This is a genomic window from Streptomyces sp. NPDC048434 (assembly GCF_043200375.1).
In the GTDB taxonomy this organism is placed as follows: domain Bacteria; phylum Actinomycetota; class Actinomycetes; order Streptomycetales; family Streptomycetaceae; genus Streptomyces.
Genome location: NZ_JBICXQ010000043.1, coordinates 1 through 23,699 on the forward strand (window position 1 = coordinate 1; position 23,699 = coordinate 23,699).

22 protein-coding genes and 1 riboswitch are annotated in these 23,699 nt (G+C 71.8%); of the genes, 11 read left to right on the forward strand and 11 right to left on the reverse strand.

The window, feature by feature from the left end; genetic code table 11:
• Positions 1-395 precede the first annotated feature (395 nt).
• The 3 genes from ACGFWI_RS35740 to ACGFWI_RS35750 all read right to left on the reverse strand — a co-directional run bounded on the left by ACGFWI_RS35740 (position 396) and on the right by ACGFWI_RS35750 (position 2,681).
• Complete coding sequence (locus ACGFWI_RS35740; protein WP_393910235.1) at positions 396-800, reverse strand: DUF3040 domain-containing protein; 405 nt, start codon at positions 798-800, stop codon at positions 396-398.
• Positions 801-1,059: 259 nt separating this feature from the next.
• The gene (locus tag ACGFWI_RS35745) at positions 1,060-1,815 is read right to left on the reverse strand and encodes a methyltransferase (RefSeq protein ID WP_393910236.1); all 756 of its coding nucleotides are present in this window, start codon (positions 1,813-1,815) and stop codon (positions 1,060-1,062) included.
• 380 nt (positions 1,816-2,195) lie between these two features.
• A complete protein-coding gene (locus tag ACGFWI_RS35750) occupies positions 2,196-2,681 on the reverse strand; it encodes an SAV_6107 family HEPN domain-containing protein (RefSeq protein ID WP_393910237.1) in 486 nt (161 codons plus the stop codon).
• Between the two features lie 228 nt (positions 2,682-2,909).
• Here ACGFWI_RS35750 and ACGFWI_RS35755 point away from each other — a divergent pair, with 228 nt between their 5' ends.
• The 5 genes from ACGFWI_RS35755 to ACGFWI_RS35775 all read left to right on the forward strand — a co-directional run bounded on the left by ACGFWI_RS35755 (position 2,910) and on the right by ACGFWI_RS35775 (position 9,272).
• A complete protein-coding gene (locus ACGFWI_RS35755; RefSeq protein WP_393910238.1) occupies positions 2,910-3,857 on the forward strand; it encodes an ATP-binding cassette domain-containing protein in 948 nt (315 codons plus the stop codon).
• Positions 3,829-6,036 (forward strand): YhgE/Pip family protein, encoded by a 2,208-nt coding sequence (locus ACGFWI_RS35760; protein WP_393910239.1) that lies wholly within the window; start codon positions 3,829-3,831, stop codon positions 6,034-6,036. Before ACGFWI_RS35755 ends, ACGFWI_RS35760 begins: the two co-directional genes overlap by 29 nt.
• A 35-nt stretch (positions 6,037-6,071) precedes the next feature.
• Positions 6,072-6,686: a TetR/AcrR family transcriptional regulator gene (locus ACGFWI_RS35765; RefSeq protein WP_393910240.1), complete on the forward strand. Its 615-nt coding sequence runs from the start codon at positions 6,072-6,074 to the stop codon at positions 6,684-6,686.
• Between the two features lie 357 nt (positions 6,687-7,043).
• Positions 7,044-7,664, forward strand: a complete 621-nt coding sequence (locus tag ACGFWI_RS35770) for a DUF4126 domain-containing protein (protein WP_393910241.1) — start codon at positions 7,044-7,046, stop codon at positions 7,662-7,664.
• A gap of 90 nt (positions 7,665-7,754) precedes the next feature.
• Positions 7,755-9,272, forward strand: coding sequence for a phytoene desaturase family protein (locus ACGFWI_RS35775; RefSeq protein ID WP_393910242.1), 1,518 nt, complete (start codon positions 7,755-7,757; stop codon positions 9,270-9,272).
• 112 nt (positions 9,273-9,384) lie between these two features.
• Here ACGFWI_RS35775 and ACGFWI_RS35780 read toward each other — a convergent pair whose 3' ends face one another.
• The 5 genes from ACGFWI_RS35780 to ACGFWI_RS35800 all read right to left on the reverse strand — a co-directional run bounded on the left by ACGFWI_RS35780 (position 9,385) and on the right by ACGFWI_RS35800 (position 14,351).
• The gene (locus ACGFWI_RS35780) at positions 9,385-10,698 is read right to left on the reverse strand and encodes a hypothetical protein (protein ID WP_393910243.1); all 1,314 of its coding nucleotides are present in this window, start codon (positions 10,696-10,698) and stop codon (positions 9,385-9,387) included.
• Between the two features lie 36 nt (positions 10,699-10,734).
• Entirely contained in the window at positions 10,735-11,652 is a 918-nt protein-coding gene (gene metF, locus ACGFWI_RS35785) for a methylenetetrahydrofolate reductase [NAD(P)H] (protein ID WP_393910244.1), read from the reverse strand.
• 149 nt (positions 11,653-11,801) lie between these two features.
• Positions 11,802-12,494, reverse strand: coding sequence for a thiamine phosphate synthase (gene thiE, locus ACGFWI_RS35790; RefSeq protein ID WP_393910245.1), 693 nt, complete (start codon positions 12,492-12,494; stop codon positions 11,802-11,804).
• Between the two features lie 120 nt (positions 12,495-12,614).
• The gene (locus ACGFWI_RS35795) at positions 12,615-12,980 is read right to left on the reverse strand and encodes an Rv2175c family DNA-binding protein (RefSeq protein WP_393910246.1); all 366 of its coding nucleotides are present in this window, start codon (positions 12,978-12,980) and stop codon (positions 12,615-12,617) included.
• Between the two features lie 129 nt (positions 12,981-13,109).
• Complete coding sequence (locus tag ACGFWI_RS35800) at positions 13,110-14,351, reverse strand: NAD(P)/FAD-dependent oxidoreductase (RefSeq protein ID WP_393910247.1); 1,242 nt, start codon at positions 14,349-14,351, stop codon at positions 13,110-13,112.
• A 156-nt stretch (positions 14,352-14,507) separates the two neighbouring features.
• Positions 14,508-14,620: riboswitch (TPP riboswitch) on the forward strand.
• Between ACGFWI_RS35800 and thiO the strand changes: the two genes are divergently transcribed.
• From thiO to ACGFWI_RS35825, 5 genes are all read left to right on the forward strand, one after another.
• Positions 14,618-15,838, forward strand: coding sequence for a glycine oxidase ThiO (gene thiO, locus ACGFWI_RS35805; protein ID WP_393910248.1), 1,221 nt, complete (start codon positions 14,618-14,620; stop codon positions 15,836-15,838). It overlaps the preceding riboswitch by 3 nt.
• Positions 15,835-16,062, forward strand: a complete 228-nt coding sequence (thiS, locus tag ACGFWI_RS35810; RefSeq protein ID WP_393910249.1) for a sulfur carrier protein ThiS — start codon at positions 15,835-15,837, stop codon at positions 16,060-16,062. Before thiO ends, thiS begins: the two co-directional genes overlap by 4 nt.
• Before the next feature lie 45 nt (positions 16,063-16,107).
• The gene (locus tag ACGFWI_RS35815; protein ID WP_393910250.1) at positions 16,108-16,902 is read left to right on the forward strand and encodes a thiazole synthase; all 795 of its coding nucleotides are present in this window, start codon (positions 16,108-16,110) and stop codon (positions 16,900-16,902) included.
• A gap of 617 nt (positions 16,903-17,519) precedes the next feature.
• Positions 17,520-19,475, forward strand: a complete 1,956-nt coding sequence (gene pknB / locus ACGFWI_RS35820; protein WP_393910251.1) for a Stk1 family PASTA domain-containing Ser/Thr kinase — start codon at positions 17,520-17,522, stop codon at positions 19,473-19,475.
• Between the two features lie 19 nt (positions 19,476-19,494).
• Positions 19,495-20,433 (forward strand): deoxyribonuclease IV, encoded by a 939-nt coding sequence (locus tag ACGFWI_RS35825; RefSeq protein WP_393910252.1) that lies wholly within the window; start codon positions 19,495-19,497, stop codon positions 20,431-20,433.
• Between the two features lie 103 nt (positions 20,434-20,536).
• Here the strand turns inward: ACGFWI_RS35825 and ACGFWI_RS35830 are convergent, their stop codons facing one another.
• Positions 20,537-21,160: a sulfite oxidase-like oxidoreductase gene (locus ACGFWI_RS35830; protein ID WP_393910253.1), complete on the reverse strand. Its 624-nt coding sequence runs from the start codon at positions 21,158-21,160 to the stop codon at positions 20,537-20,539.
• Positions 21,161-21,315: 155 nt separating this feature from the next.
• Here ACGFWI_RS35830 and bfr point away from each other — a divergent pair, with 155 nt between their 5' ends.
• The gene (bfr, locus tag ACGFWI_RS35835) at positions 21,316-21,792 is read left to right on the forward strand and encodes a bacterioferritin (protein ID WP_381857221.1); all 477 of its coding nucleotides are present in this window, start codon (positions 21,316-21,318) and stop codon (positions 21,790-21,792) included.
• Positions 21,793-21,862: 70 nt separating this feature from the next.
• Here bfr and ACGFWI_RS35840 read toward each other — a convergent pair whose 3' ends face one another.
• Together ACGFWI_RS35840 and ACGFWI_RS35845 are read right to left on the reverse strand one after the other, a co-directional pair.
• Positions 21,863-22,117, reverse strand: a complete 255-nt coding sequence (locus ACGFWI_RS35840; protein ID WP_393910254.1) for a bacterioferritin-associated ferredoxin — start codon at positions 22,115-22,117, stop codon at positions 21,863-21,865.
• A gap of 174 nt (positions 22,118-22,291) precedes the next feature.
• Positions 22,292-23,641: a class II 3-deoxy-7-phosphoheptulonate synthase gene (locus ACGFWI_RS35845; protein ID WP_393910255.1), complete on the reverse strand. Its 1,350-nt coding sequence runs from the start codon at positions 23,639-23,641 to the stop codon at positions 22,292-22,294.
• Positions 23,642-23,699: the final 58 nt, after the last annotated feature.

The following is a 23,699-nucleotide window of genomic DNA, read 5'->3' on the forward strand; positions in this document are numbered from 1 at the left end:
CGGGGCGGGGGGCGGCGCCCCCCCCCCCGCCCGGCCGCGGCGCGCGCCCCCCCCCCCCCCCCCCCCACCGCACCGGGGGGGGCCCCCCCCCCCCCCCCCCCCCCCCCCACCACACGAAGAATCCCGGTGCACACGGCGCGGGCCGGTGGGTGCCCAGGCGCCGGGATCAGCCGAGAAGTGAACAGCTCACCGGTCGGCGAGCGGAGAAGACTTGGCGGGAAAGAGCGGCGCTTGGAGCGGTGAGCAAACCGCTCTGAGAATTGCCGGAAAAACAGCGGGAGAAAGGGATGAATGAGGAAACGAAAAGGCCGGATTAAGTGCTGCAGGGACGTGCTGGAGCGGGGGCTCAGTGGACCCGGTGGAGGCAGTCCCGCGGACGCCGTCGCTCCGTCGGCTCAGTGGCCCTGTTCGTCCCTGCGCCGCTGCCAGCGGTCCTCGATGCGGTTCATCATCGAGCGCCGCTGCCTGGCCTGTCGGCGTGCCGGTGCACCACCTCCGGAACCCGTGCCGGACTGCTGCTCACCAGGCTTGGGAGCCTTGCGCCAGCCCGTGACCGCCAGCACTGCGCAGCCGAGCATGACGAGAAAACCCACCACGCTGATCCAGATCTGCTGCGCGACCATGCCGGCCATGAGCAGGGCGATACCCACCAGGAAGCCCGCGACCGCTTGGTAGACCCGTCGCCGGGTGTACGTACGCAGCCCGCTTCCCTCAAGCGCTGTCGCGAACTTGGGATCTTCGGCGTACAGCGCTCGCTCCATTTGCTCGAGCATGCGCTGCTCGTGCTCCGAGAGCGGCACGGAGTCCTCCTACTCGTCGGTCGCGGGGGGCGACCGGGGTGCGACCCTTTCAGGATAGGCAGGGAATCGTCCCCGTGAAACCCGCCCCTCGACGCCAATTCACTGCCCGGGCCGCCGCGGCGACCGGTGATGATGCTGGCTGCATTCCCCACCCGCCTGTCCGCCATGCCGGAACGTCGTACCCCGATCATACGGGGCGAGGGGGCCGATCGGGTGGTCTGTGGCCGACTGCACGCGGTAGTCGGCTGTGCCGCGTGGGTCAGTCGCGCTCGGCGAGGACGTGCAGCTGAGTGGCCACGGAGTGGAAGGCGGGCTGTTCCGCGGCGGCCGCCTCGAGCTTCAGCAGGGCGTCCGCGGCGCCCGGCTCGGTGTCGACCAGAACACCGGGGACGAGGTCGGCGAAGACCCGCACGCCGTGCACCGCGCCGACCTGCAGACCCGTGGCGGACACCAGCTCGGTGAGCTGGTCGGCGGTGAACCGGCGCGGCACCGGGTCGCCCTCGCCCCAGCGTCCGGCCGGGTCGGTGAGGGCGTGGTGGGCCTCGGTGAAGTGGCCCGCGAGGGCGCGTGCGAGGACCGCGCCGCCCGAACCGGCCGCGAGGAGGCTGAGGGTGCCTGCCGGGCGCAGCGCCTCGACGGCGTTGCGGACGCCCTCGGCCGGGTCGTCGACGTACTCCAGCACGCCGTGGCAGAGCACGGTGTCATAGCCGCCGCGCTCGACGACGTCGAACAGACCGTGGGCGTCGCCCTGCACCGCACGTACCCGTTCGGCGACGCCCGCCTCCGCGGCGCGGCGCTCCAGGGCGAAGAGGGCGTTGGGGCTGGGGTCGACGACCGTGACGTGGTGGCCGAGGCGGGCGACCGGCACGGCGAAGTTGCCGGTGCCGCCGCCGGTGTCGAGGACGTCCAGGGCGTCGCGCCCGGCGGCCTTGACCCGGCGCTCCAGGGCGTCCTTGAGGACCTCCCAGACCACGGCGGTACGAAGGGAGGCGCGGGGGCGCAGCGGGTCAGACACGGCGGGTGGCTCCTCGGCGGGGGCATGAACGTCTAGGCGTCCACCACCCTATTCCGTCCGGCGCCCTCCGCCGTCTGCGGAGCCAACCGAGCACCCGGTGGCGCCGGGCCGGGCGGCGGACACTACGGGGCGGGACGGGGCGCCACAGGCGGCGGGACGGGCGGGACAGACGGGACGGGGTGCCGTGAGGAGGCGGGGTAGCCGGTAGCGGGTAGCGCCCCCGAGAGGTACGTGGCGGGCATGGGTGACGGGTGGGTGGTTTCGCCGGGCGGGCGAGGGCGCCGCTTCTTCCCTTGATCCCCCCTTCTCCCTCCTCCCCCGGGGTCCCCGCCCCCGCCCACCCCACCCCACTCCTCGCCTCCCCCGCCCCCCGCCGTTCCCTATCCCGCCCGCTGTGGCGGCAACGACGACTGGAGGAACAGCATCCGCTCCACCAGGCGCAGGAACATGGCGGCGTCGCGCAGCAGATCGTCGGCGTCCCGGCGCCCGGCCGCGCCGGCTATACCGGCCTCGGCCTTTGCCCGGCGGGCGGCGCCGGCGGCGAAGAGGGCGCCCCACTCGGCGAGTTCGGGCGCGACCTCGGGGAGGACCTCCCAGGCGCTGCGGATACGCTGCCTACCGCGCACGGTGGTCTCCGGCCGGCCGCGGACGGCGAGGACGGCGGCGGCGGTGCGCAGCGCGGCCAGATGGGCCGTGGCGAACTGCTCGTTGGGGGTTGGAAGGGTCTGTGCTTCGTCGAGGCCCTGCTGCGCCTGGGCGAGCAGGTCGAGGGCGGCGGGTGGCGCGGTCGCCCTCCGCAGGACGGGGTGGACATCGCTCGGGGGACCGTACGCAGCGGAGCTGCCCCCACCGGGACGAGCTGCCATGACGAACCTCCTGTCGTCGCATGCCGGTTCGGGACCGAATGCCGATTCGGGACCGTATGAACCCATCGTGACGTACACCACTGACAATCGACACTGACCTGCACTTTCGTCGAAAAGGGGACGCACTCGGAGGCACATTCCCGGGATCGGTTCCCAACACCCCCTTGCGGAACCCGGGGTGGGATGCCGCATACTTTTTGAACTGACCAGTCAGTTCAAGGAGGGATCGTGGACAGCACCCCGCACGGGGCGGCGGTCACGGCCGCGGGATTCGGGGTCAAGGGCCCCCGCGGATGGGCATTCCGGGACATCGACCTCACCGCCGGACCCGGCTCACTGATCGCCGTACAGGGCCCTTCTGGCTCGGGCCGTACGTGTCTGCTGCTCGCGCTCACCGGCCGGATGAAGTCCGCCGCCGGCACCGCCGAGGTCGGCGGACTGCCGCTGCCGAGGAAAAGGTCCGCCGTCCGGTCCGTCACCGCGCTCGCCCATGTGCCCGGGGTCGCCGAGCTCGATCCGGCGCTCACCGTGGGCGAACATCTGCGGGAACGCGCTCTGCTGCAGGGCCGGTTCGGCGGTTCGCTGCGTGCGCTGCTGCGGCCGCGGCACGAGCGCCGGACCGAGGCCCGCGCCCTGGTGGACACCGCGCTCGCGGCGGCCGGTCTCGATCCGGAGTCGCTGCCCAAGGGGATCCGTACGTCCGTCCGCGACCTGGAGCGGCTGGAGGCGCTGCGGCTCTCCGTGGCGCTCGCGCTGATCGGGGGCCCGCGGCTGCTGGCCGTCGACGACACCGATCTGAAGCTGTCCGACGCCGAGCGCGCCGCGGCCTGGGCGTTGCTGCGCGGCCTGGCGGCGGCCGGTACCACCGTGCTCGCGGTGTGCAGCGAGCCTCCGGAGGATGCCGAGGGCGTGGTGCTGGTGCATACGGGCGGCCGCCCGGAGCGGGAGTCCCCGGCGGGCACACCCGGCGGTTCCCCCGCCACCACGGACGCCACGGACCACCAGGACGCCAAGGACACCGCGGACGGCCAGGACAGCAAGGCCGCCTCGGACACCGCGGACGGCCAGGACCGCGAAGACACCACGGACAGCCAGGACAGCAAGGCCGAAGAGCACGACGGGCCCGACGACGAGGAGGGGGCGGCCGATGCGCTCGCCGAAGCTGGCCGCTCTTGAGCTGAAGCGGTTCGGGAGGGGGAAGCTGCCGCGTGCCGCGCTGGCCGCTCTTCTGCTGCTGCCGCTCCTGTACGGCGCGCTGTACCTGTGGTCCTTCTGGGACCCGTACGGGCGGCTGGACAAGATTCCGGTCGCGCTGGTCAACGAGGACAAGGGCGCGGCCGTCGACGGGAAGCACCTCTCGGCCGGCGACAGCATCGTCTCGGGGCTGCGCGACAGCCACACCTTCGACTGGCGCCCCGCGGACGCCAAGGGGGCCGCCAGGGGCGTCGAGGACGGCTCGTACTACCTGTCGCTGACCATCCCGAAGGACTTCAGCCGGCGGATCGCCTCCAGCTCCGGGGACCATCCGGAGACCGGCGCCCTCAAGGTGCGGACGAACGACGCGAACAACTACATCGTCGGGCAGATCTCCCGGACGGTGTTCTCCGAGGTGCGCTCCGCGGCCTCCGCGAAGTCGTCGCGCACCTTCCTCGACAAGATCTTCGTCTCGTTCTCGACGCTGCACGGCAAGACCGAGCAGGCCGCCGAAGGCGCCGACCAGCTCAACGACGGTATCGGGCAGGCCCGGCACGGTGCGGGCAAACTGGCCGACGGCCTGGGCACCGCGAAGAACGGCAGCGGCAGACTGGTCACGGGCCTGGGTGACCTCGACGCGGGCGCGGGGCGGCTCTCCCGGGGCAGCTCGGACCTCGCCCGGGGAGCCGGGACCGCCGCCCACGGCTCGCGCCAACTGGCCGACGGCTCCGGGCAGGTGGCACAGGGAACCCAGCAGCTGGCCGACACGGTCAACGGAGTCGTCGGCAAGGTGGGGCCCTTCGTCCGGGCGCACGGCAAGGAGATCGGTGAGGCGGCGCAGCTCGTCGCCGACGGTTCGCAGGCGGTCCGTGACCACCTCGACAAGCTCCCCGCCGCGGCGTCCACCGGGGCGAAGCTCTCCCGGGGGATCTCCGACCATCTGTCCGCCTACTACCGGCTGCGCTGCGAGAGCGCGGTGCGACTCGACACCTCCTGCACGGAGCTGAAGCAGCTCAAGGAGCAGGCGGCCACCGCGGCGGACAAGGCCGAGCAGGTCAGCGGATACGTCCACGACCAGAAGAACCTCGACCAGCTGGGCCGGGACCTGGACACACTGCACTCCCTGGCGGGCGAGCTGGCGCAGCACGGGCCGACCCTGGGCGCCGACATGGACGCCGCCGTCAAGAAGATCAATGATCTCAACGACGGTGCGCACAAGGTGTCCGCGGGGGCGCGCAAGCTGGCCGCGGGCAATGCCCGGCTGGCCGCCGGCGCGGACAAGCTCAACAACGGCGCGCAGGAGCTGCACGACGGTACGGGCCGCGCCACCGGCGGTATGGGCGACCTCGACTCCGGTGTGGGCAAGCTCAAGGACGGCGCGCAGACGCTGAACGGCGGCATGTTCAAGCTCTCCGACGGCTCGCAGAAGCTGGCCGGCGGGCTGCACGACGGGGCGAAGCAGATCCCCGACTACGGCAAGAAGGACCGCGACGCGCGGACCCAGGTCATGTCCGACCCGGTACAGCTGGCCTCGGACGCCGCCCACAAGGCGCCGAACTACGGCACCGGGTTCGCGCCGTACTTCATTCCGCTGTCCCTGTGGGTCGGCGCGATGGTGGCGTACATGCTGATCCAGCCGCTGAACCGGCGGGCGCTGGCGATGGGTGCGTCCCCCTGGCGGGTGGCGGTGTCCGGGTGGCTGCCGGTGTTCGGTGTGGGGGTGCTGCAGACCGCGGCCCTGATGTCCGTTCTGCACTTCGCGCTCGGCCTGGAGATGGTGCGGGCGGCCGGCACGATCGGCTTCCTCGTGCTGGTCACGGCCTGTTTCTCGGCGATCGTGCAATGGCTGAACGCGCAGTTCGGCCCGGCCGGCCGGATCCTGGTGCTGGCGCTGCTGATGCTCCAGCTGACCTCGGCGGGCGGCACCTACCCCGTACAGACCAGTCCGGGCTTCTTCGCCGCCATCCACCCCTATCTGCCGATGAGTTACATCGTGGAGGGGCTGCGCCGGCTCATCACGGGCGGGGGGCTCGCGCCCGTATGGCAGGGCAGCGTGGTGCTGCCGGCGTTCACCGCGGGAGCGCTCGCGCTGACGTCGCTGACAGCGCGCGGCCGCCAGGTGGTGCGGATGAAGGACCTTCACCCGGAGCTGAGCCTGTGAGCACGCACCCGGCGGGGACCGGCACAATCGCCCCCATGGACAGCTCCAATACACGCCGCGACGCCACCCGGCGCAAGCTCTTCGAGGCCGCGGTCACGCTCATCGCCGAACAGGGCTTCTCGTCCACCACGGTGGACGAGATCGCCGAGCGGGCGGGCGTCGCGAAGGGCACCGTCTACTACAACTTCGCGAGTAAGAACGTTCTCTTCGAAGAGCTGCTGCGGCACGGCATCGAGATGCTGGCGACCTCCTTGCAGGCGGCCGCCGAGGAGGTCACCGACCGGGGCGGCGGCCGGATCGACGCACTGGACGCGATGATCCGGGCCGGGCTGGACTTCATCTCCCGTTACCCGTCGCTCACCCAGCTCTACGTCGCCGAGCTGTGGCGCACCAACCGGGCCTGGCAGTCGACGCTGATGGTGGTGCGCGAGCGGGCCATCACGGTGGTGGAGGACGTGCTGCGCGAGGCGGTGGCGGGCGGGGAGCTGAGCGAGGAGATCGACATCCCGCTGACCGCCTCGGCGCTGTTCGGGATGGTTCTGGTGGCCGCCCTGGACTGGCAGTCCTACCAGCCGGACCGGTCGATCGACGAGGTGCACGCGGCGCTGTCGCGGCTGCTCCAGGGCCGGGTCAGCGGCCGGCACTCATAGCCCCGGCCGGCACTCCTCGGGGCAGGTGCGCGCCGTATTGGTCAGGTACGACGCGCACCGTTTTCCTTCCCCCGGGGGCCCGCACAAAAGAGTGCGCTGCCCTGGCACGGATCGTTCCCCCATCGATCCGACCAGGACAGCGCTTCCCCCGTACTCCCCCGTGCTTCCCCCGTCACGTCCGGGAGCCGCGCCGCTCCGCCGCCCCGTGTCGGCGGTGCGGCGCCGCTTCCCTTCCGTGGTCCCCACTCTTCCTTCCGGAGGGCTGCCGGCCCATCCGCGTACCTACTCATCTCGGCGTCTGAGTACGGATACTCAAACCTGAGCACCGGCCCCCAGCCGGGGCCTACGCTTTGCGGCGTGTCCGTACTTCCCTTGGTGTTCACCAGTGGCTGGGCGAGCGGGATCAACGCCTATGCCGTCGTCCTGCTCTTCGGCCTGCTCGGCGCGACCGGCGTCACCGATGAGGTGCCCGCGGTGTTGGAGCGCCCCGATGTGCTGATCGTGGCCGGGGTGCTCTTCCTGTGCGAGGCCGTCGCCGACAAGATCCCGTACGTCGACTCGGTCTGGGATTCCGTGCACACGGTGATCCGGCCGGTGGCCGGCGCCGTCGTGGCGGCGCTGCTGGCCGGCCACAACGGTTCGCTGCCCGAGCTGGCCGCGGGCGCGGTGGGCGGTTCCACGGCACTGCTGAGCCATCTGGTCAAGGCCGGCACCCGGATCGCGGTCAACACCTCGCCGGAGCCGGCCAGCAACATCGTGCTGAGCCTCGCCGAGGATCTGGGCGTCGCCGGGATCATCGCCTTCGCCGTGTTCCATCCGGTGGCCGCGGCGGTCATCGCGGCGACACTGCTGGCCGCGGGTATCGCGCTGGTGGTGTTCCTGTGGTCGCGGATCCGCCGGTATCTGCGGCGCCGTCGGCAGCGGCGCGAGGAGAAGCGGCCGGCCGCGGCGGGCGAGGCGCTGCCACCGGCGGTCTGACGGCATGCCGACGCCGGCGGCGGACTGCCGCTGCCGGGCCGGTCCCCGGCGGTGCGGGCGTTGTCAGTGGGCCCGGATAAAGTCGCAGGCATGGCACGGATTGCGGTGATCGGCGCCGGGATGGGCGCGATGGCAGCCGCTGCCCGGCTGGCCGTCGCGGGCCACCGGGTGGCGGTGTTCGAGCGCGGCGCGACGCACGGCGGCGCGGTGCAGCGGTGGGAGCGGGACGGCTTCGCCTTCGATACGGGTCCCGGCCTGCTGCATCTGCCGGCCGTCTACCGCGATCTGTTCCTCAAGACCGGCCGGGAAGCGCTGGAGAGTTGCGTCGAGCTGACCCAGGTCGACCCCGCGAGCCGGCATGTCTTCTCCGACGGAACGGCCGTATCGCTGCCGAACGCCTCACGGGCCGGGGTGCTGGCGGCCCTGGACGAGGCGCTGGGCGCGGGCTCCGGTGAACGCTGGAGCGCACTGATGGGCCGCGCCCGCGAGGCCTGGGACGCCACCCGTCGGCCGCTCCTGGAGGAGCCGCTGTGGCAGGACTGGCGGGTGCTGGGGCGCGATCCGTATCCGGCGGTGCGCAGGCGTGGGCTGTTCGGCCGGGGCAAGGGCCCCACCACCGCCACCCTCGCCGAGGTGGCCCGCCGCGAACTGGCCGACCCCCGGCTGACCGCGCTGCTGGAGAGCCATGCGCTGGCGTACGGCTTCGACCCGCGCAGCGCCCCGGCGAGCGCCGTCGTGCTGCCGTACATGGAGCAGACCTTCGGGAGTTGGTATCCGCGCGGCGGTATGCGGGCGCTGGCCGATGCACTGTACGAGCGCTGTCTGGCGCGCAAGGTGGAGTTCCGTTTCGGCGTCGCGGTGACCGGGATCGTGGAGAAGGACGGCCGGGCGGCGGGCGTCGAGCTGGCCGACGGACGGGTGTCCGAGGCGGAGTTCGTGGTCGCGGGCATCGACCCGGTGCGGCTCGTGGAGCTCTGCAAGGGGCGGGAGCCGTGGGGTGCCGACGAGGTCCGCCCCGACCTGGGGCCGGGTGACCGCGCCACCGCGCGGCTCACGGTCTGCCTCGCGCTGCGCGGCGCGCGCCCCGAGGACGCGGTGCACCGCACGGTGGTCCATGCCCCGGACCGCACGGCCGAGCTGGCGGGCGTGTTCGGCGACGGATACGGGCTGCGGACCCCCTGTGACCGGCCCACGGTGACGGTGCTGCGTCCGGACGACCCCGCCTCCCGGCCGGACGACGCCCATGAGGCCGTGACCCTGACCGCGACGGTGGCCCCGCACGGCCCGGTCGACTGGCATGACGGCGAGGCCGCGGCCGCCGATGCGGAGCGGATGACCGAGATCGCCGAGGCTGCCGTTCCCGGGCTGCGGGAGCGGGTGCTGTGGCGGGAGGTTCGGCCGCCCGCGGACGACGCCCTGGTGCCGGGCCCGGCGCTGGCGGGCCAGGAAGGCCGCTTTCTGCGGCCCGGCAACCGCACCCGGATACCGGGGCTCTACGCGGTCGGTGGCTGGTCGCACCCGGGCGGCGGACCGGCGCACGCCGGGATGTCCGGCGCGATCGCCGCCGGTCTGATCGTGAACGGCGACGACTGGCACGGCTCCACATGAGGGCGTAGCGGGCGCCGGACGAGGGCGTGGCGGGCGCGGGCGCTGCGGGGGGACACCGCGGCGGCCCGGCCGGCGCGGAATGCGCTGCCGTGGCCGCGTCCCGGCCGTCGGCTCAGTAGCGGTACTGCTGCCCGTCGTAGCCCGGCTGCTGGTAGGGCGGGTAAGGCTGCTCGGGCGGGAGTTCGCCGTCGCGCTGCTGGGGGACCCAGACGCCACCGGGCGGGGTCTCGCCGTAGCCCTGGCCGAGCGGCTGTCCCTGGGCGTCGTACTGCTGCGCCGCATAAGGAGAGGAGGCGTAGGGGTCCGCCTGCTGATAGGGGTCGTAGGACGCGGCGTACTGCTGGGTGCCGAGGTACGGGTCGGCGTAGGGCGCCTGCTGGCCCAGGCCGTCGCCGTACGCCGCATAGGGGTCGGCATAGGCGTCCTGGCCGGCTCCGGCCTGGCCGTAACTGCCGTCGTACGCATAGCCGTTGCCGTTGCTGTTGCCGTCGTACGCGTAGCCGTTGCCGTTGCCGTTGCCGTTGCCGTCGTACGCGTAGCCGTTGCCGTTGCCGTCGTACGCATAGCCGGTGCCGTTGCCCGCGGCGCCGTTGTAGACGTCGTAGCCGCCGTAGCCGGGCTGCTGGACACGGGCGTCGGGGCTGTAGATGCCGTACTGGCCGGTCTCGTCGGGCATCGGCTGCGGGGCGTAGACGGCGGTGGTGTCCGCCCGCGCATAGTCGTCCTGGACGGCGAAAGCCTGTGTGGCGTAGGGGCTTTGATCCTGCTGCTGCCCCTGGTAGGGGTCCTGGCCGTAGCCGTCGTCGGCGTTGTAGCCGTAGTCGTAGAAGCCCTGCCCGACCACGGTCTCCTGGGCGGCGAACGCTTCCTGTCCCGCAGCGGGATTGTCCTGCGCGGCGAAACCGTCCTGCCCCGCAAAGGAGCCCGGCCCGCCGTACGAGCCCTGCCCGGCATAGGTGTCCTGCACGGGATAGCTGTCCTGCCCGGCCTGCCCGGGATAGCTGCCCAGGCTCTGGAATCCGCCGGTGCTCTCGAAGGTGTCCGGGCCCCCGTCGTCGATCCGGCCGGTGCCCTCGGCGGCCGCGACAGCCTCCAGGCCGGAGACCTCCAGGGTCGGTTCGGCCGGGGGCGGTCCGGACGGGCGGGCCCGGCGGCGCCGGCTCTCGCCGGGCTTGCCGCCCAGGGCCCAGCCGGTGGTGAAGCCGCGGCGGAAGGAGAGCGTCACATTCGTCTGCCCGATGGCGAAGGCGACAAGTCCCAGCCCAATCACGACTATTGACGGGATGATGACGCCGACGACCACGCCGAGGAAACCGGCGAAGGCCAGCAGGCGCCAGCGCAGCCGCGCCTTGTTCTGGAGCAGGACCTCACCCAACAGCCAGAGAGCAACCAGGCCGAACGCGATGTAGAGGACCGTCCAGCCCATATACGCCCCTCTTCCGCCGCTCGCCGGCAACCGTGATCAGGACTGCTGGTGCAGCCCCAGATTCTCGTAGATTTCCAGGGTCGCCGTGGAGTGGTTCAGGGTAATGAAGTGCAACCCGGGAACATCCTCGGCCATCAAGCGTGCGCACAGTTCCGTTGCGTACTCGATACCAATGGAGCGTACCGCCGCCGGGTCGTCCTTGACGGCGAGGATGCGCTCGGCCAGCTCGGGCGGGAAGGCCGCGTTGCTGAGCTGAGCGAACCGCTCGATCTGGCGCACGTTCGTGACCGGCATGATCTCCGGAATGATCGGCGTCGAGCAACCCGCCGCCGTGACCCGGTCCCGCAGCCGGAAGTAGTCCTCGGGATAGAAGAACATCTGCGTGATGGCGAAGTCCGCACCGGCCCGGCACTTGGTGACGAAGTGCGCCACGTCCGTGTCCCAGTCCGTCGAGCGCGGATGCATCTCGGGGAAGGCCGCGACGCCGACGCAGAAGTCGCCTGACTCCTTGATCAGCTGGACCAGGTCGGCGGCGTAGCCGATGCCGTCGGGGTGCTTGACCCACTCGCCCATCGGGTCGCCGGGCGGGTCGCCGCGCAGCGCGAGCATGTTGCGGATCCCGGCGTCGGCGTACTGGCCGATGATGTTGCGCAGGTCGGCCGTGGAGTGGTTGACCGCGGTCAGATGGGCGACCGGGGTCAGGGTGGTGTCGGTGGCGATGCGCTCGGTGGCGCGCACCGTGCCTTCACGGGAGGTGCCGCCTGCGCCGTACGTCACGGAGACAAAGGTCGGGGAGACGGCCTCGATCCGACGAATGGCGTTCCACAGGGTCCGCTCACCCTTCTCGGTCTTCGGGGCAGCGAACTCGAACGAATAGGACTGCTTGCCGGAAGCAAGCAGTTCGCGCACGGTGCGGGCGCGATCAGTCCTGGTGGAAGCTGTACCTAGGGCCATACCGGCAGGTTAACCACCGGCCGGGCACACACCAACCGCGTCCGGCGTAATGCCTGGTTGGTCGGGTTGATGTCCACTGGGTGGACATTTTCCGGTCGCCCGGACGTCAGGTGACCGCCCGGCGCCGAACCCGTGCGAAGTGACGCAGGTCACTCGTCTCCGCGGGCCGGGCGGGACGGTGCGGACCCGTCCGGGGCGTCCCAGGTCCGGATGCGCTTGGCCAGTGCGGCGGCCGCGGCTCCCGGATCGTCCGCCTCCGTGAGGGCGCGGACCACCACGACCCGGCGGGCGCCCGCATGCAGCACCTCGTCGAGATTTCCGGCGTCGATCCCGCCGATCGCGAACCACGGACGCTCGGGGGCGCGGGCCGCGGTGTAGCGGACCAGGTCGAGGCCGGGGGCGTGGCGGCCCGGCTTGGTGGGTGTCGGCCAGCACGGGCCGGTGCAGAAGTAGTCGACGCCGGGTTCGGTGAGCGCGGCATCCACCTCGGCCTCGGCATGGGTGGAGCGGCCTATGAGGACGTCGGGGCCGAGGAGGGCGCGGGCGGCCGGGACCGGCAGATCGCCCTGCCCGAGATGCAGCACGTCGCTGCCCGCCGCATGGGCGACATCCGCGCGGTCGTTGACCGCGAGCAGCTTCCCGTGCCGCCGGCAGGCGTCCGCGAAGACCTCCAGATGCCGGAGCTCCTCGCCGGCCTCCATGCCCTTGTCACGCAGCTGGACGATGTCCACGCCCGAGGCGAGCACCGCGTCCAGGAACTGCGGGAGATCGCCCTGGCGCCGGCGGGCGTCCGTGCAGAGGTAGAGCCGGGCATCGGACAGGGCCGGACGTGCGGTGGTCATCGGGCGGCTTCCCCCCAAGATCGGGGGCGTACGGGCCGGTCCTTCCGGTCCGTACGCCCCGCGGATGCGGTTACGGATACTGGTGCGGTGGCCGGCTGGGAGCGGGCCGCGCCGACGGCGTCAGACGGCGAGCGCCTGGGCCCGGCGCTTCACCTCCGTGCCGCGATTCTCGCGCAGCGCCTGGGCGGGCGTGCCGGGCAGGCTCTCATCCGGGGTGAACAGCCACTCCAGCATCTCCTTGTCGGTGAAGCCGTCGTCCTTGAGGAGGGTGAGGGTGCCGACGAGGCCCTTGACCACCTTGTCGTCCTGGATGAAATCGGCGGGCACATGCAGCGCCCTGTTCTCGCCGCGGCGCACCGCGATCAGCTGGCCCTCCTTGACCAGCTGCCGCACACGCGTCACCTCGACGCCGAACTGTTCGGCAATGTCGGGGAGGGTGAGCCAGGCGGGGACGAGTCCATCGATGTTTGCGTCAATCTCGGTCACAGGACAAGCCTGCCACCTCGCACTGACAGCCGGTAGCCGGGCATCGCCATCAGGGGCTTCCTGCACACCGGCGGGTGACGGCAGGCGCTCGGGCGACGACTGCCGGTCACGACGTGCCCCGCACCCGGGCTACAGCGCCGCGGCCTTCAGCGGCACCGCCGCGTTCGCGGCCCGCTCGCGGTCCATGGCCACGCCCCGCTCGATCAGCTTGCGCCCCTGGGCGAGGTCCCGGGGCCGCCCCACGGCCAGCAGCGCGACGAGCCTCCCCTCCCGCAGCCAGATCACCGACCACGCGGCCCCGGCCGGGTCACCGCGCCAGACCAACTCGTCGGCGTCCCCGTGGTGGCCCGCGTACTGCACGAACCGGCCGAACTGCTCCGACCAGAAGTACGGGACGGGGTCGTAGGCCACCCCTTGCGCGTCGCCGCGGGCGATGTTCTCGCCGACCGTACGGGGGCCCTGGAGGGCGTTGTCCCAGTGGTGGATCAGCAGACGGCTGCCGTAGCGGGCCGACGGGAACGAGGCGCAGTCGCCGACGGCGTAGACATCGGCGACGGAGGTGCGCAGCTGCTCGTCGGCCAGTACGGAGCCGTCCTGCGGCGAGACCTCGACGCCCGAGCCGGCCAGCCAGGCGGTCGCGGGGCGGGCGCCGATCCCGACGACCACCGCGTCGGCGGGCAGCGTCGTGCCGTCCGCGAGGGTGACCGCGCCCGCCGTGACGGACGCGACCCGGGCGTTGATACGCAGCTCGGCCCCCGCGTCCGCGTACCAGCCGGTCATATGGGCCGCGACCTCGGCGGGCAGCGCACCGGCCAGCGGGCGGTCGGCGGCCTCGACGACGGTGACCGCGCAGCCCGCCTCGCGCGCCGCGGTCGCGAACTCGGCACCGATCCAGCCGGCCCCGACGACCACGATTTCGTGCTGGGCGGCGAGCACCGGCCGCAGCCGCTCGGCGTCGTCCAGGGTGCGCAGCAGATGGACGCCGGGCAGCCCCTCGCTGCCGGGCAGCACGATCGGGTCGGCGCCGGTCGCCAGGACCGCGTAGTCGTAGGAGAGCGGGCCGTCGGCCGTCTCGATCACATGGGCGTCCGGCCGCAGGGCGGTGACGGGCCGGCTGAGGTGGAGTGCGATGCCGAGCCCTTCGAAGTCGACGTCGAAGGTGGAGCCCTCGGCCTTGCCCAGCAGCACCGCCTTGGACAGTGGCGGACGGTCGTAGGGCTGGTGAGGCTCGTCGCCGAGGAGCGTGATCGCGCCGCGCCAGCCCTGTTCGCGCAGGGCGACCGCGGTCTGCACACCCGCGATTCCCGCGCCGGCGATCACGACATGCGGCCTGCGGTCAGGGGCCTGGGAGGACTTGCTCTGCTCGCTCACCCGATCACTCTAGGACGGGGTGTGACGCGCCTCGCAGCAGCGCGCAAGGAGATCTCTGACACAGCGTCACCATCGGACCGGCCCGGGGCGCGGGGCCGTGGGCGGCCGTGGACGTTGCCTTACGGCGCGTCGCGGCCCCGTATTAGGGTGACGGATACACGCACTCGCGGGAGCCCGGACGCACCGGGCTGAGAGGGAGGCTGGCCGGCCTCCGACCGTACGAACCTGATCCGGGTCATGCCGGCGAAGGGAGGGGCTGGACACCCATGCAGGCATCTGCCACACGAACGAAACCCACCCCGCAGAGCCCCGATGTACTCGTCATCGGCGGCGGCATCATCGGCCTGGTCACCGCCTGGCGGGCGGCCGTCCGCGGGCTGAGTGCCGCGGTGGCCGACCCCGCGCCCGGTGGCGGCGCGGCCCGTGTCGCGGCCGGGATGCTGGCCGCGGTCACCGAGCTCCACTACGGCGAGCAGACCCTGCTGGGCCTCAATCTCGCCTCCGCGCGGCGCTACCCCCGGTTCGCGGAAGAGCTGGAGGAGGCCGCCGGCCACCCCATCGGCTACCGGCGGTGCGGCACCCTGGCCGTCGCGCTGGACGCCGACGACCGTGCCCATCTGCGCGAACTGCACACCCTGCAGATCCGCTCGGGGCTGGACGCGCAGTGGCTCACGGGGCGCGAGTGCCGGCGTCTGGAGCCGATGCTGGCCCCCGGGGTGCGCGGCGGTCTGCGGGTGGACGGCGACCACCAGGTCGATCCGCGCCGGCTGGCGAGCGCGCTGCTGGCCGCCTGTGAGCGCTCCGGAGTGGCCTTCCACCGGAGCCGGGCCGTGCGGCTGACGGTCGACGGCGGCCGTGCCACTGGCGCCGAACTCGCCGACGGCACCCGGGTGCCGGCCGGTCAGGTCGTCCTGGCCGCGGGCAGCTACAGCGGTCAGCTCGCCGGCGTGCCCGACGACGTGCTGCCGCAGGTACGCCCGGTCAAGGGCCAGGTGCTGCGGCTGCGGCTGCCGGACATGCCCGCGGGCAGCCCCGCCTTCCTGTCGCGCACCGTACGGGCGGTCGTCCGCGGCGGCCCCCTCTACCTGGTCCCCCGGGAGAACGGCGAACTGGTCGTCGGCGCCACCAGCGAGGAGCTGGGCTGGGACACCACCGTGACCGCGGGCGGCGTCTACGAGCTGCTGCGGGACGCGCACGAGCTGGTCCCTGGCATCACCGAGCTGCCGCTCGTCGAGACCTGCGCCGGGCTGCGCCCCGGCTCCCCCGACAACGCCCCGATGCTCGGGCCGACCGCACTGCCCGGCTTCCATCTGGCCACCGGTCACTTCCGCAACGGTGTGCTGCTCGCGCCGGTCACCGGTGACGCGATGGCCGAGGTGCTGGCCACCGGGCTCCTCCCGGAAGAGGCCCGCCCCTTCTCCCCCGCGCGCTTCACCCCCGCCTCGGGGCCCGAGCGCACCCGTGCCCCCCTGGAGCAGTCCGTATGAACGCCGTCACCCCTGCCCCTACCGTCTCGGTGTCCGTCAACGGCGAGGCCCGCGAGGTCCCCGGCGGGCTCACCCTCGACCGGCTCGTCGCGACGCTGTCCACGGCGCCCGCCGGGGTGGCCGCGGCGGTCAATGACCTCGTGGTGCCACGCACCCAGTGGCCCACCACCCCGCTCGGCGACGGCGACCGCGTCGAGGTGCTCACCGCGGTCCAGGGAGGCTGATCCGCAGACATGGCCGACACCGCACCCCTCGGGGGGACACCCCCCGTGACCTCCGACACCCTCACCCTCGCCGGCACCACCTTCGCGTCCCGTCTGATCATGGGCACCGGTGGCGCGCCCAGCCTCGACGTCCTGGAGCGGGCGCTGCTCGCCTCCGGTACGGAGCTGACCACGGTCGCCATGCGGCGGCTGGATCCGACCGTGCACGGCTCGGTGCTGTCCGTACTGGAGCGGCACAAGATCAAGGTGCTGCCGAACACGGCGGGCTGCTTCACCGCGGGCGAAGCGGTGCTCACCGCCCGGCTCGCCCGGGAAGCGCTCGGCACGGACTGGATCAAGCTCGAGGTGGTCGCCGACGAGCGCACCCTGCTGCCCGACCCGATCGAGCTGCTGGATGCCGCCGAGACCCTGGTGGACGACGGTTTCACCGTGCTGCCCTACACGAACGACGATCCGGTGCTGGCCCGCAAGCTGGAGGACGTGGGCTGCGCCGCGATCATGCCGCTGGGCTCGCCGATCGGCTCCGGCCTCGGCATCCGCAATCCGCACAACTTCCAGCTGATCACCGAGCGGGCCGGTGTCCCGGTCATCCTCGACGCGGGCGCGGGAACGGCGTCGGACGTCTCCCTGGCCATGGAGCTGGGCTGTGCGGCGGTGATGCTGGCGTCCGCGGTGACCCGCGCGCAGGAGCCGGAGCTGATGGCTCAGGCGATGCGGCACGCGGTCACGGCCGGGCGGCTGGCGCACCGCGCGGGCCGGATCCCGCGCCGCCACTTCGCCCTGGCGTCCTCACCCACCGAGGGCATGCCGGAACTGGATCCGGAGCGGCCGGCCTTCTGACGGCCTTCCCAAGGCCTTCCCAAGGCCTTCCCAAGGCCTTCCCACGTTGTCGGCTGTCCCACCGCGTCCCATCGCGCCGTTGCGCCTGCGGCGGGCGGGGGTTCGTCGGGTGCGGTGACGGCCCTAAGGACTTCGTCCTTCGGTCCGTCCCCTCCCGTGGGTGGGTGGTGAGGCGGGTGGGGGCGGACCTTTCGTGTCCGGTTCCTCCGATGTGGTCCACGGGGCCGCGCGTGATCACATACGGGCACCCCCACCGCCCTTTTCCCACCCCTCAACGGGAGGGGACGGGCCGGAGCGGGTGGGTGTCCGGACGTAAAGCGCAGCAGTCCGGACACCCACCCGCGCAGGCCCGTCACCGGCACCCGACAGCCCCGCGCAGCGGACCCCGCCCGCCGCCAGGCGCAACGGCGAACAACGCCCGCGGCGGGAACGCCGACAACGCGGGCCGGGGCGCAAAGCGCAGCGGACAGGCGCAACGGCGAGACGAACCACGGCGGGACAGCCGACAACGTGGGACAACAGCCAAGCGCCGCGAATAGTCACCGTTCCGCTGCAGTCCGCCTCGGCGGGGGCCGCCGAGTTCGTCCTGTCGGTGGTTCCTCGTAGACTCGTCTGCCGTGGATACGACCCTTCAGGACCCGCTCGTGGGCCAGCTGCTCGACGGCCGCTACCGCGTCCAGGCGCGCATCGCCGCAGGCGGTATGGCCACGGTGTACCAAGCCGTGGACACCCGGCTCGACCGCGTGCTCGCGCTGAAGGTGATGCACCCGGGCCTCGCCATGGACGAGGCGTTCGTCGACCGCTTCATCCGCGAGGCGAAGTCGGTCGCGCGGCTGTCGCATCCGAATGTGGTGGGCGTCTTCGACCAGGGCACGGACGGTACGTACGTCTATCTGGCCATGGAGTACGTCGCCGGCTGCACGCTGCGCGATGTGCTGCGGGAGCGGGGCGCCCTGCAGCCGCGGGCCGCGCTGGACATCCTGGAGCCGATCCTGGCCGCCCTGGGGGCCGCGCACCGCGCGGGCCTGGTGCACCGCGACATGAAGCCGGAGAACGTCCTGATCGGCGACGACGGCCGGGTCAAGGTCGCCGACTTCGGTCTGGTGCGCGCGGTGGACACGAACACCACCGCCTCGACCGGCTCCGTCCTGGGCACCGTCTCCTACCTCGCCCCCGAGCAGCTGGAGCACGGCACCGCGGACGCCCGGGTCGATGTCTACGCCTGTGGTGTGGTGCTCTACGAGATGCTGACGGGCGGCAAGCCGCACACGGGCGGCACCGTGGCACAGATCCTCTACCAGCATCTGCACGAGGACGTGCTGCCGCCGTCCGGGCTGGTGCCCGGTCTCGCGCCGCAGCTGGACGAGCTGGTCGCGCTGGCCTGCGCCCGCGAGCCGCAGCTGCGGCCGCAGGACGCGGTGGTGCTGCTGTCCCGGTCGCAGGAGGCCCGTGCGCAGCTGACCGACGCCCAGCTGGATGTCGTGCCGCCGGAGGCCAAGGAGGTGCCCGCGGGCGACGGCTCGGAGCGTACGGACGTGATACCCCGCACCAACGGCGTACAGCTGCCGCTGCCAGAGACCGGCGACGCGGAGCTGAACCGCACCAGCCGGCTGGAGGTGCCGCCGGCCGAGCAGACCACGCGGCTGCGGCCGGTGCCCGCCGAGGCGCCCCGTGGCGGGCTGCTCCAGCGGCGGCGGCTCGCCACCGTCATCGCGGCCGTCCTGCTGGTCCTCGGGATCGGCACGGGCGTCTGGTACATCAACTTCGGCCAGTTCACCACCGTCCCCGCGGTGCTGGACATGCCGCAGACCAAGGCCGAGAAGACCCTGCGGGACGAGGGCCTGGGCGTGAAGGTGGTGCGCGGCTTCAGCTCGAATGTGGAGCGCGGCCACGTCATGAAGATCGACCCGGCGAACGGCAAGCAGATCCGTGGCACGGGCACGGTCACCCTGACCATCTCCCGCGGCCCGGAGATCGTCGCCGTCCCCGATCTGTCCGGCACCCCGGTCGCGGACGCCAAGCGCAAGCTGCGTGACCGCGGGCTGGTCCCCGGCAGCGTGACCCGGCAGTTCAGCGACGAGGTCGCCAAGGGCTCGGTGATCCGTACGGACCCGGGCGCCGGCAGCAAGCGGCGGCCCGATACGGCGGTGGGGCTGACCATCAGCCGGGGCACCGCGGTCGAGGTGCCCGGAGTGCTCGGCAACGACCGCGCGGACGCGGCGAACACCCTGCGCGCGGCCGGTTTCCAGGTGCGCTTCGCCGACCAGCCGGTCTTCTCCACCCAGGACAAGGGCACCATCGCCCGGCAGACCCCGGTCGAGGGCAAGAAGCTCGGCAAGGGCGACACGGTCACCCTCACGCTCTCCAAGGGCCCGGAGATGATCCCCGTCCCGGATGTCACCGGCAAGAACGTCGATGACGCCAAGAAGCAGCTGACGGATCTGGGCTTCCAGGTCGAGGTGAAGAAGCCGTTCCTGTTCCCGCAGGACACGGTCGACACCCAGTCCGTCGACCCCGGCGAGAAGGCGCCGAAGGGCGGCACGATCACCATCAAGCTCAAGGGCGCGCTGTAGGTCCCGCGGGCCGTGCCCCATGGCTGCCGTCCGGCGGGCGTGGGGCACCTGGCACCCTGGGAGGGTGAGTACCTCCCCCGAGGGCGCCGAGCAGCGCGCCCGTGCACGTAACCCGGTCGGCGGCCATGTGCCGGTGGCCGGCGGCCTGGCGAAGACCGGCATTCCCTACGCCCGGGAGATGGGCGACGAGGTCGTCCAGGTCTTTGTGGCCAATCCGCGCGGCTGGGCGACGCTGCCCGGCAGCCCCGGACAGGACGAGGCGTTCCGGGCGGCCTGTGCGCTGCAGGGGATTCCGGTGTATGTCCATGCGCCGTATCTGATCAACTTCGGTTCGCACACCGCGGCGACCGTCGACAAGTCCGTGGACTCGCTGCGCCACTCGCTGCGCCGCGGCCGGGAGATTGGCGCGCTCGGCGTGGTCGTCCACACCGGCTCGGCGACCGGCGGACGGCCGCGCGCGACGGCGATGGCCCAGGTCAGGGAGCGGATGCGGCCGTTGCTCGACGAGCTGACGCACCCTGACGATCCCTGGCTGCTGCTGGAGCCGACGGCCGGGCAGGGGGCATCACTGTGCGCGCTGGCCGAGGATCTCGGCCCGTACTTCGATGCGCTGGACCGGCACCCCAAGCTGGGGATCTGCCTCGACACCTGTCATGCCTTCGCGGCCGGGCACGACATGGCGGCACCGGGCGGCACGAAGGCGCTGCTGGACGAGCTGGTGGAGGTCGCGGGCGAGGGCCGGCTGAAGCTGATCCACGCCAATGACTCCAAGGATGTGGCCGGCGCCCACAAGGACAGGCACGAGAACATCGGCGCAGGTCACATCGGTGCGGAGCCCTTCAGCGAGCTGTTTCGCCACCCGGCGACGGCCGGCGTGCCGCTGGTCGTCGAGACCCCGGGCGGCAAGGAAGGGCATGCGGCGGACGTGGCCCGGCTCAAGGAGCTGCGCGCGTACTGAACCGCCGGCCGCGGTGTGCCCGCGATCCGGACGGGTCGTGGACGGGCGGGCGCCGTGTGGGGTGTTCCGGAGTTCCGGGAGCACCCCGTCCCGGGCGCGGGGGTCAGAGCTCGGGGCCGTCCCCGGGCTCTTCCTGGTACGAGTAGCGCTGCTCCCGCCACGGGTCGCCCGTGTTGTGATAGCCGCGCTCCTCCCAGAAGCCGCGGCGGTCGGCCCGCATGTATTCGATGCCGCGGACCCACTTGGGGCCTTTCCAGGCATACAGATGCGGAACGATCAAGCGAACCGGAAAGCCGTGCTCCGCGGTGAGGAGCTCACCGGAGCGGTGTGTGGCGAAGAGGCACTTCTCCGCGGCGAAATCCTCGATCCGCACATTCGAACTGAAGCCGTACTCGGCCCACACCATGACATGAGTGACATCGGGTGCCGGCGGCGCGAGTTCCAGGATCGTCCGGGTGGCGACCCCGCCCCATTCGGCTCCCAGCATGCTGAATTTCGTCACACAGTGCATATCGGCGACGACCGTGGTGTACGGCAGCGCCGTGAATTCCTCGTGCGACCAGCAGTGCTTCGCGTCGTCGGCGGTGGCGCCAAAAGCCCGGAACTCCCAGCGTTCGGCGCGGAACTTCGGCACCGGTCCGTAATGCGTCACCGGCCAGCCCCGCTGCAGCCGCTGCCCCGGAGGCAGCTGAGGATGCTCCTCTTCGCGGCTTTCCGGCTGACCCATGCCCTCCATGTTGTCAGACCGGAAGGGGTGCCGATGACCAGGGAGAGGCCGATTCGGGCAACTCGCACTAAGCGTGCACTTACTGGACGCCCTGCTCCGGGCGGTGCGAGGATGCGGCACCTGCCCAGTTTCTCGCGTGGAAGGAGCCCGCAGCCATGCAGGGCGACCCCGAGGTCATCGAATTCCTCAATGAGCAGCTGACCGCCGAACTCACCGCGATCAACCAGTACTTCCTGCACGCCAAGATGCAGGAGAACTTCGGCTGGACGAAGCTCGCGAAGTACACCCGCTCAGAGTCCTTCGACGAGATGAAGCATGCAGAGATCCTGACCGACCGGATTCTCTTCCTCGAAGCTCTGCCGAATTACCAGCGGCTGTTCCATGTACGGGTAGGCCAGACCGTCACGGAGATGTTCCAGGCCGACCGCCAGGTCGAGGTCGAGGCCATCGACCGGCTCAAGCGCGGTATCGAGCTGATGCGCAACAAGGGCGACATCACCTCGGCGAATATCTTCGAGGACATCCTCGCGGACGAGGAGCACCACATCGACTATCTCGACACCCAGCTGGAACTGGTGGAGAAACTCGGAGAAGCGCTCTACATCGCCCAGGTCATCGAGCAGCCGAGCTGAGCGAGCGGCCCGATGCCCACCTTCCGCCGGGTCCGCAACGGCAGCGGGAGACCCCCGTCGCCCCTGAGGACTACGCGGCCTCCGAAAGTGCCGCGGGCCCCACGGCGTCCCCCTCCACGCCCAGCGGCTCGGGCGCGCCACTGTCGATGAGCTCCCGGCGGGGGCAGGCGCCCCGGCCGAGCAGCGCCTGGATACGGCGGACACAGCCGCCGCAGTCGGTACCGGCCTTGCAGGCGGAAGCGAGCTGACGAGGCGTGCAGGCGCCCGTGTCCGCGTGCTCACGGACCTGCTGCTCGGTGATCCCGAAGCAGGAACAGACGTACACGCGGTTTCACCTTCCGTGGAGGCACCTCATCAATCCGGCTGATCTTGAGTGAGGTAACCCTTACCTTACCTGCTACGGCCGGGGCTGCACAACGCAGTGGGGCGCGGATCACAGGATCCGCGCCCCACTCTCGTCTTGCCCCTGCCCGTCAGCGCAGGTCAGCGGCCTACCGCCTCACTGATCGCGGTACATCTCCGCCACCAGGAAGGCCAGGTCGAGCGACTGGCTGCGGTTGAGCCGCGGGTCGCAGGCGGTCTCGTAGCGCTGGTGGAGATCGTCGACGAAGATCTCATCGCCGCCGCCCACGCACTCGGTGACATCGTCACCGGTCAGCTCGACGTGGATGCCGCCCGGGTGCGTGCCGAGGCTCTTGTGGACCTCGAAGAAGCCCTTGACCTCGTCCAGCACGTCGTCGAAGCGCCGGGTCTTGTGACCGGAGGCCGCCTCGAAGGTGTTGCCGTGCATCGGGTCGCAGATCCACGCGACCTGCGCGCCGGAGGCGGTGACCTTCTCGACCAGCTCGGGGAGCTTGTCGCGGACCTTGTCCGCTCCCATGCGGGTGATGAAGGTCAGCCGGCCCGGCTCCCGCTCCGGGTCGAGACGCTCGATGAGCGTCAGGGCGTCCTCGGGGGTGGTCGTCGGGCCGAGCTTGACGCCGATGGGGTTGCGGATGCGCGAGGCGAACTCGAGGTGCGCACCGTCCAGCTGACGGGTGCGCTCGCCGATCCAGACCATGTGGCCGGAGACGTCGTAGAGGTTGCCGGTGCGCGAGTCGACCCGGGTCAGGGAGGACTCGTAGTCGAGGACCAGCGCCTCGTGGGAGGCGTAGAACTCGACGGTGCGGAACTCCTCCGGGTCCACCCCGCAGGCGTTCATGAAGTTCATCGCGCGGTCGATCTCGCGGGCCAGCGCCTCGTAGCGCTGTCCGGAGGGCGAGGACTTCACGAAGTCCTGGTTCCAGGCGTGCACCTGACGCAGGTCGGCGTAGCCGCCCGTGGTGAAGGCGCGCACGAGGTTGAGGGTCGCCGCGGAGGCGTGGTACATCCGCTTGAGCCGCTCGGGGTCCGGGATCCGGGCCGCCTCGGTGAACTCGAAGCCGTTGACGGAGTCGCCGCGGTAGGTCGGCAGCGTCACCCCGTCGCGGGTCTCGGTGGGCTTGGAGCGCGGCTTGCTGTACTGGCCGGCGATCCGGCCGACCTTGACCACCGGGACGGAACCGGCGTAGGTCAGGACGGCGCCCATCTGCAGAAGCGTCTTGAGCTTGTTGCGGATGTGCTCGGCGGATACGGCGTCGAAGGCCTCCGCGCAGTCGCCGCCCTGGAGCAGGAACGCCTCACCACGGGCGACCGCTCCCAGGCGCTCGCGCAGCTGGTCGCACTCGCCCGCGAAGACGAGCGGCGGATAGGACTCGAGCTCCGCGATCACATCGCGCAGAGCCTCTTGGTCCGGCCAGTCGGGCTGCTGCGCCGCGGGCAGGTCTCGCCAGGTGTTGCCACCGGCGTGGGTTTCAGCGTTCACGGTCACACCTCCCACATTACGGGGTCCCGCGAGGCTGTCCGTCCAGGCATCCGGACTTTGAGAC

What these genes read in the sequence shown, in the direction of transcription:
- ACGFWI_RS35830 (WP_393910253.1), bottom strand. Translation starts at nt 21,160, where the DNA reads ATGGGTCAGCCGGAAAGCCGCGAAGAGGAGCATCCTCAGCTGCCTCCG.
- ACGFWI_RS35780 (WP_393910243.1), bottom strand. Translation starts at nt 10,698, where the DNA reads ATGGGCTGGACGGTCCTCTACATCGCGTTCGGCCTGGTTGCTCTCTGG.
- ACGFWI_RS35765 (WP_393910240.1), top strand. Translation starts at nt 6,072, where the DNA reads ATGGACAGCTCCAATACACGCCGCGACGCCACCCGGCGCAAGCTCTTC.
- thiO (WP_393910248.1), top strand. Translation starts at nt 14,618, where the DNA reads ATGCAGGCATCTGCCACACGAACGAAACCCACCCCGCAGAGCCCCGAT.
- ACGFWI_RS35750 (WP_393910237.1), bottom strand. Translation starts at nt 2,681, where the DNA reads ATGGCAGCTCGTCCCGGTGGGGGCAGCTCCGCTGCGTACGGTCCCCCG.
- metF (WP_393910244.1), bottom strand. Translation starts at nt 11,652, where the DNA reads ATGGCCCTAGGTACAGCTTCCACCAGGACTGATCGCGCCCGCACCGTG.
- thiS (WP_393910249.1), top strand. Translation starts at nt 15,835, where the DNA reads ATGAACGCCGTCACCCCTGCCCCTACCGTCTCGGTGTCCGTCAACGGC.
- ACGFWI_RS35825 (WP_393910252.1), top strand. Translation starts at nt 19,495, where the DNA reads ATGGCTGCCGTCCGGCGGGCGTGGGGCACCTGGCACCCTGGGAGGGTG.
- bfr (WP_381857221.1), top strand. Translation starts at nt 21,316, where the DNA reads ATGCAGGGCGACCCCGAGGTCATCGAATTCCTCAATGAGCAGCTGACC.
- ACGFWI_RS35775 (WP_393910242.1), top strand. Translation starts at nt 7,755, where the DNA reads ATGGCACGGATTGCGGTGATCGGCGCCGGGATGGGCGCGATGGCAGCC.
- ACGFWI_RS35760 (WP_393910239.1), top strand. Translation starts at nt 3,829, where the DNA reads ATGCGCTCGCCGAAGCTGGCCGCTCTTGAGCTGAAGCGGTTCGGGAGG.
- thiE (WP_393910245.1), bottom strand. Translation starts at nt 12,494, where the DNA reads ATGACCACCGCACGTCCGGCCCTGTCCGATGCCCGGCTCTACCTCTGC.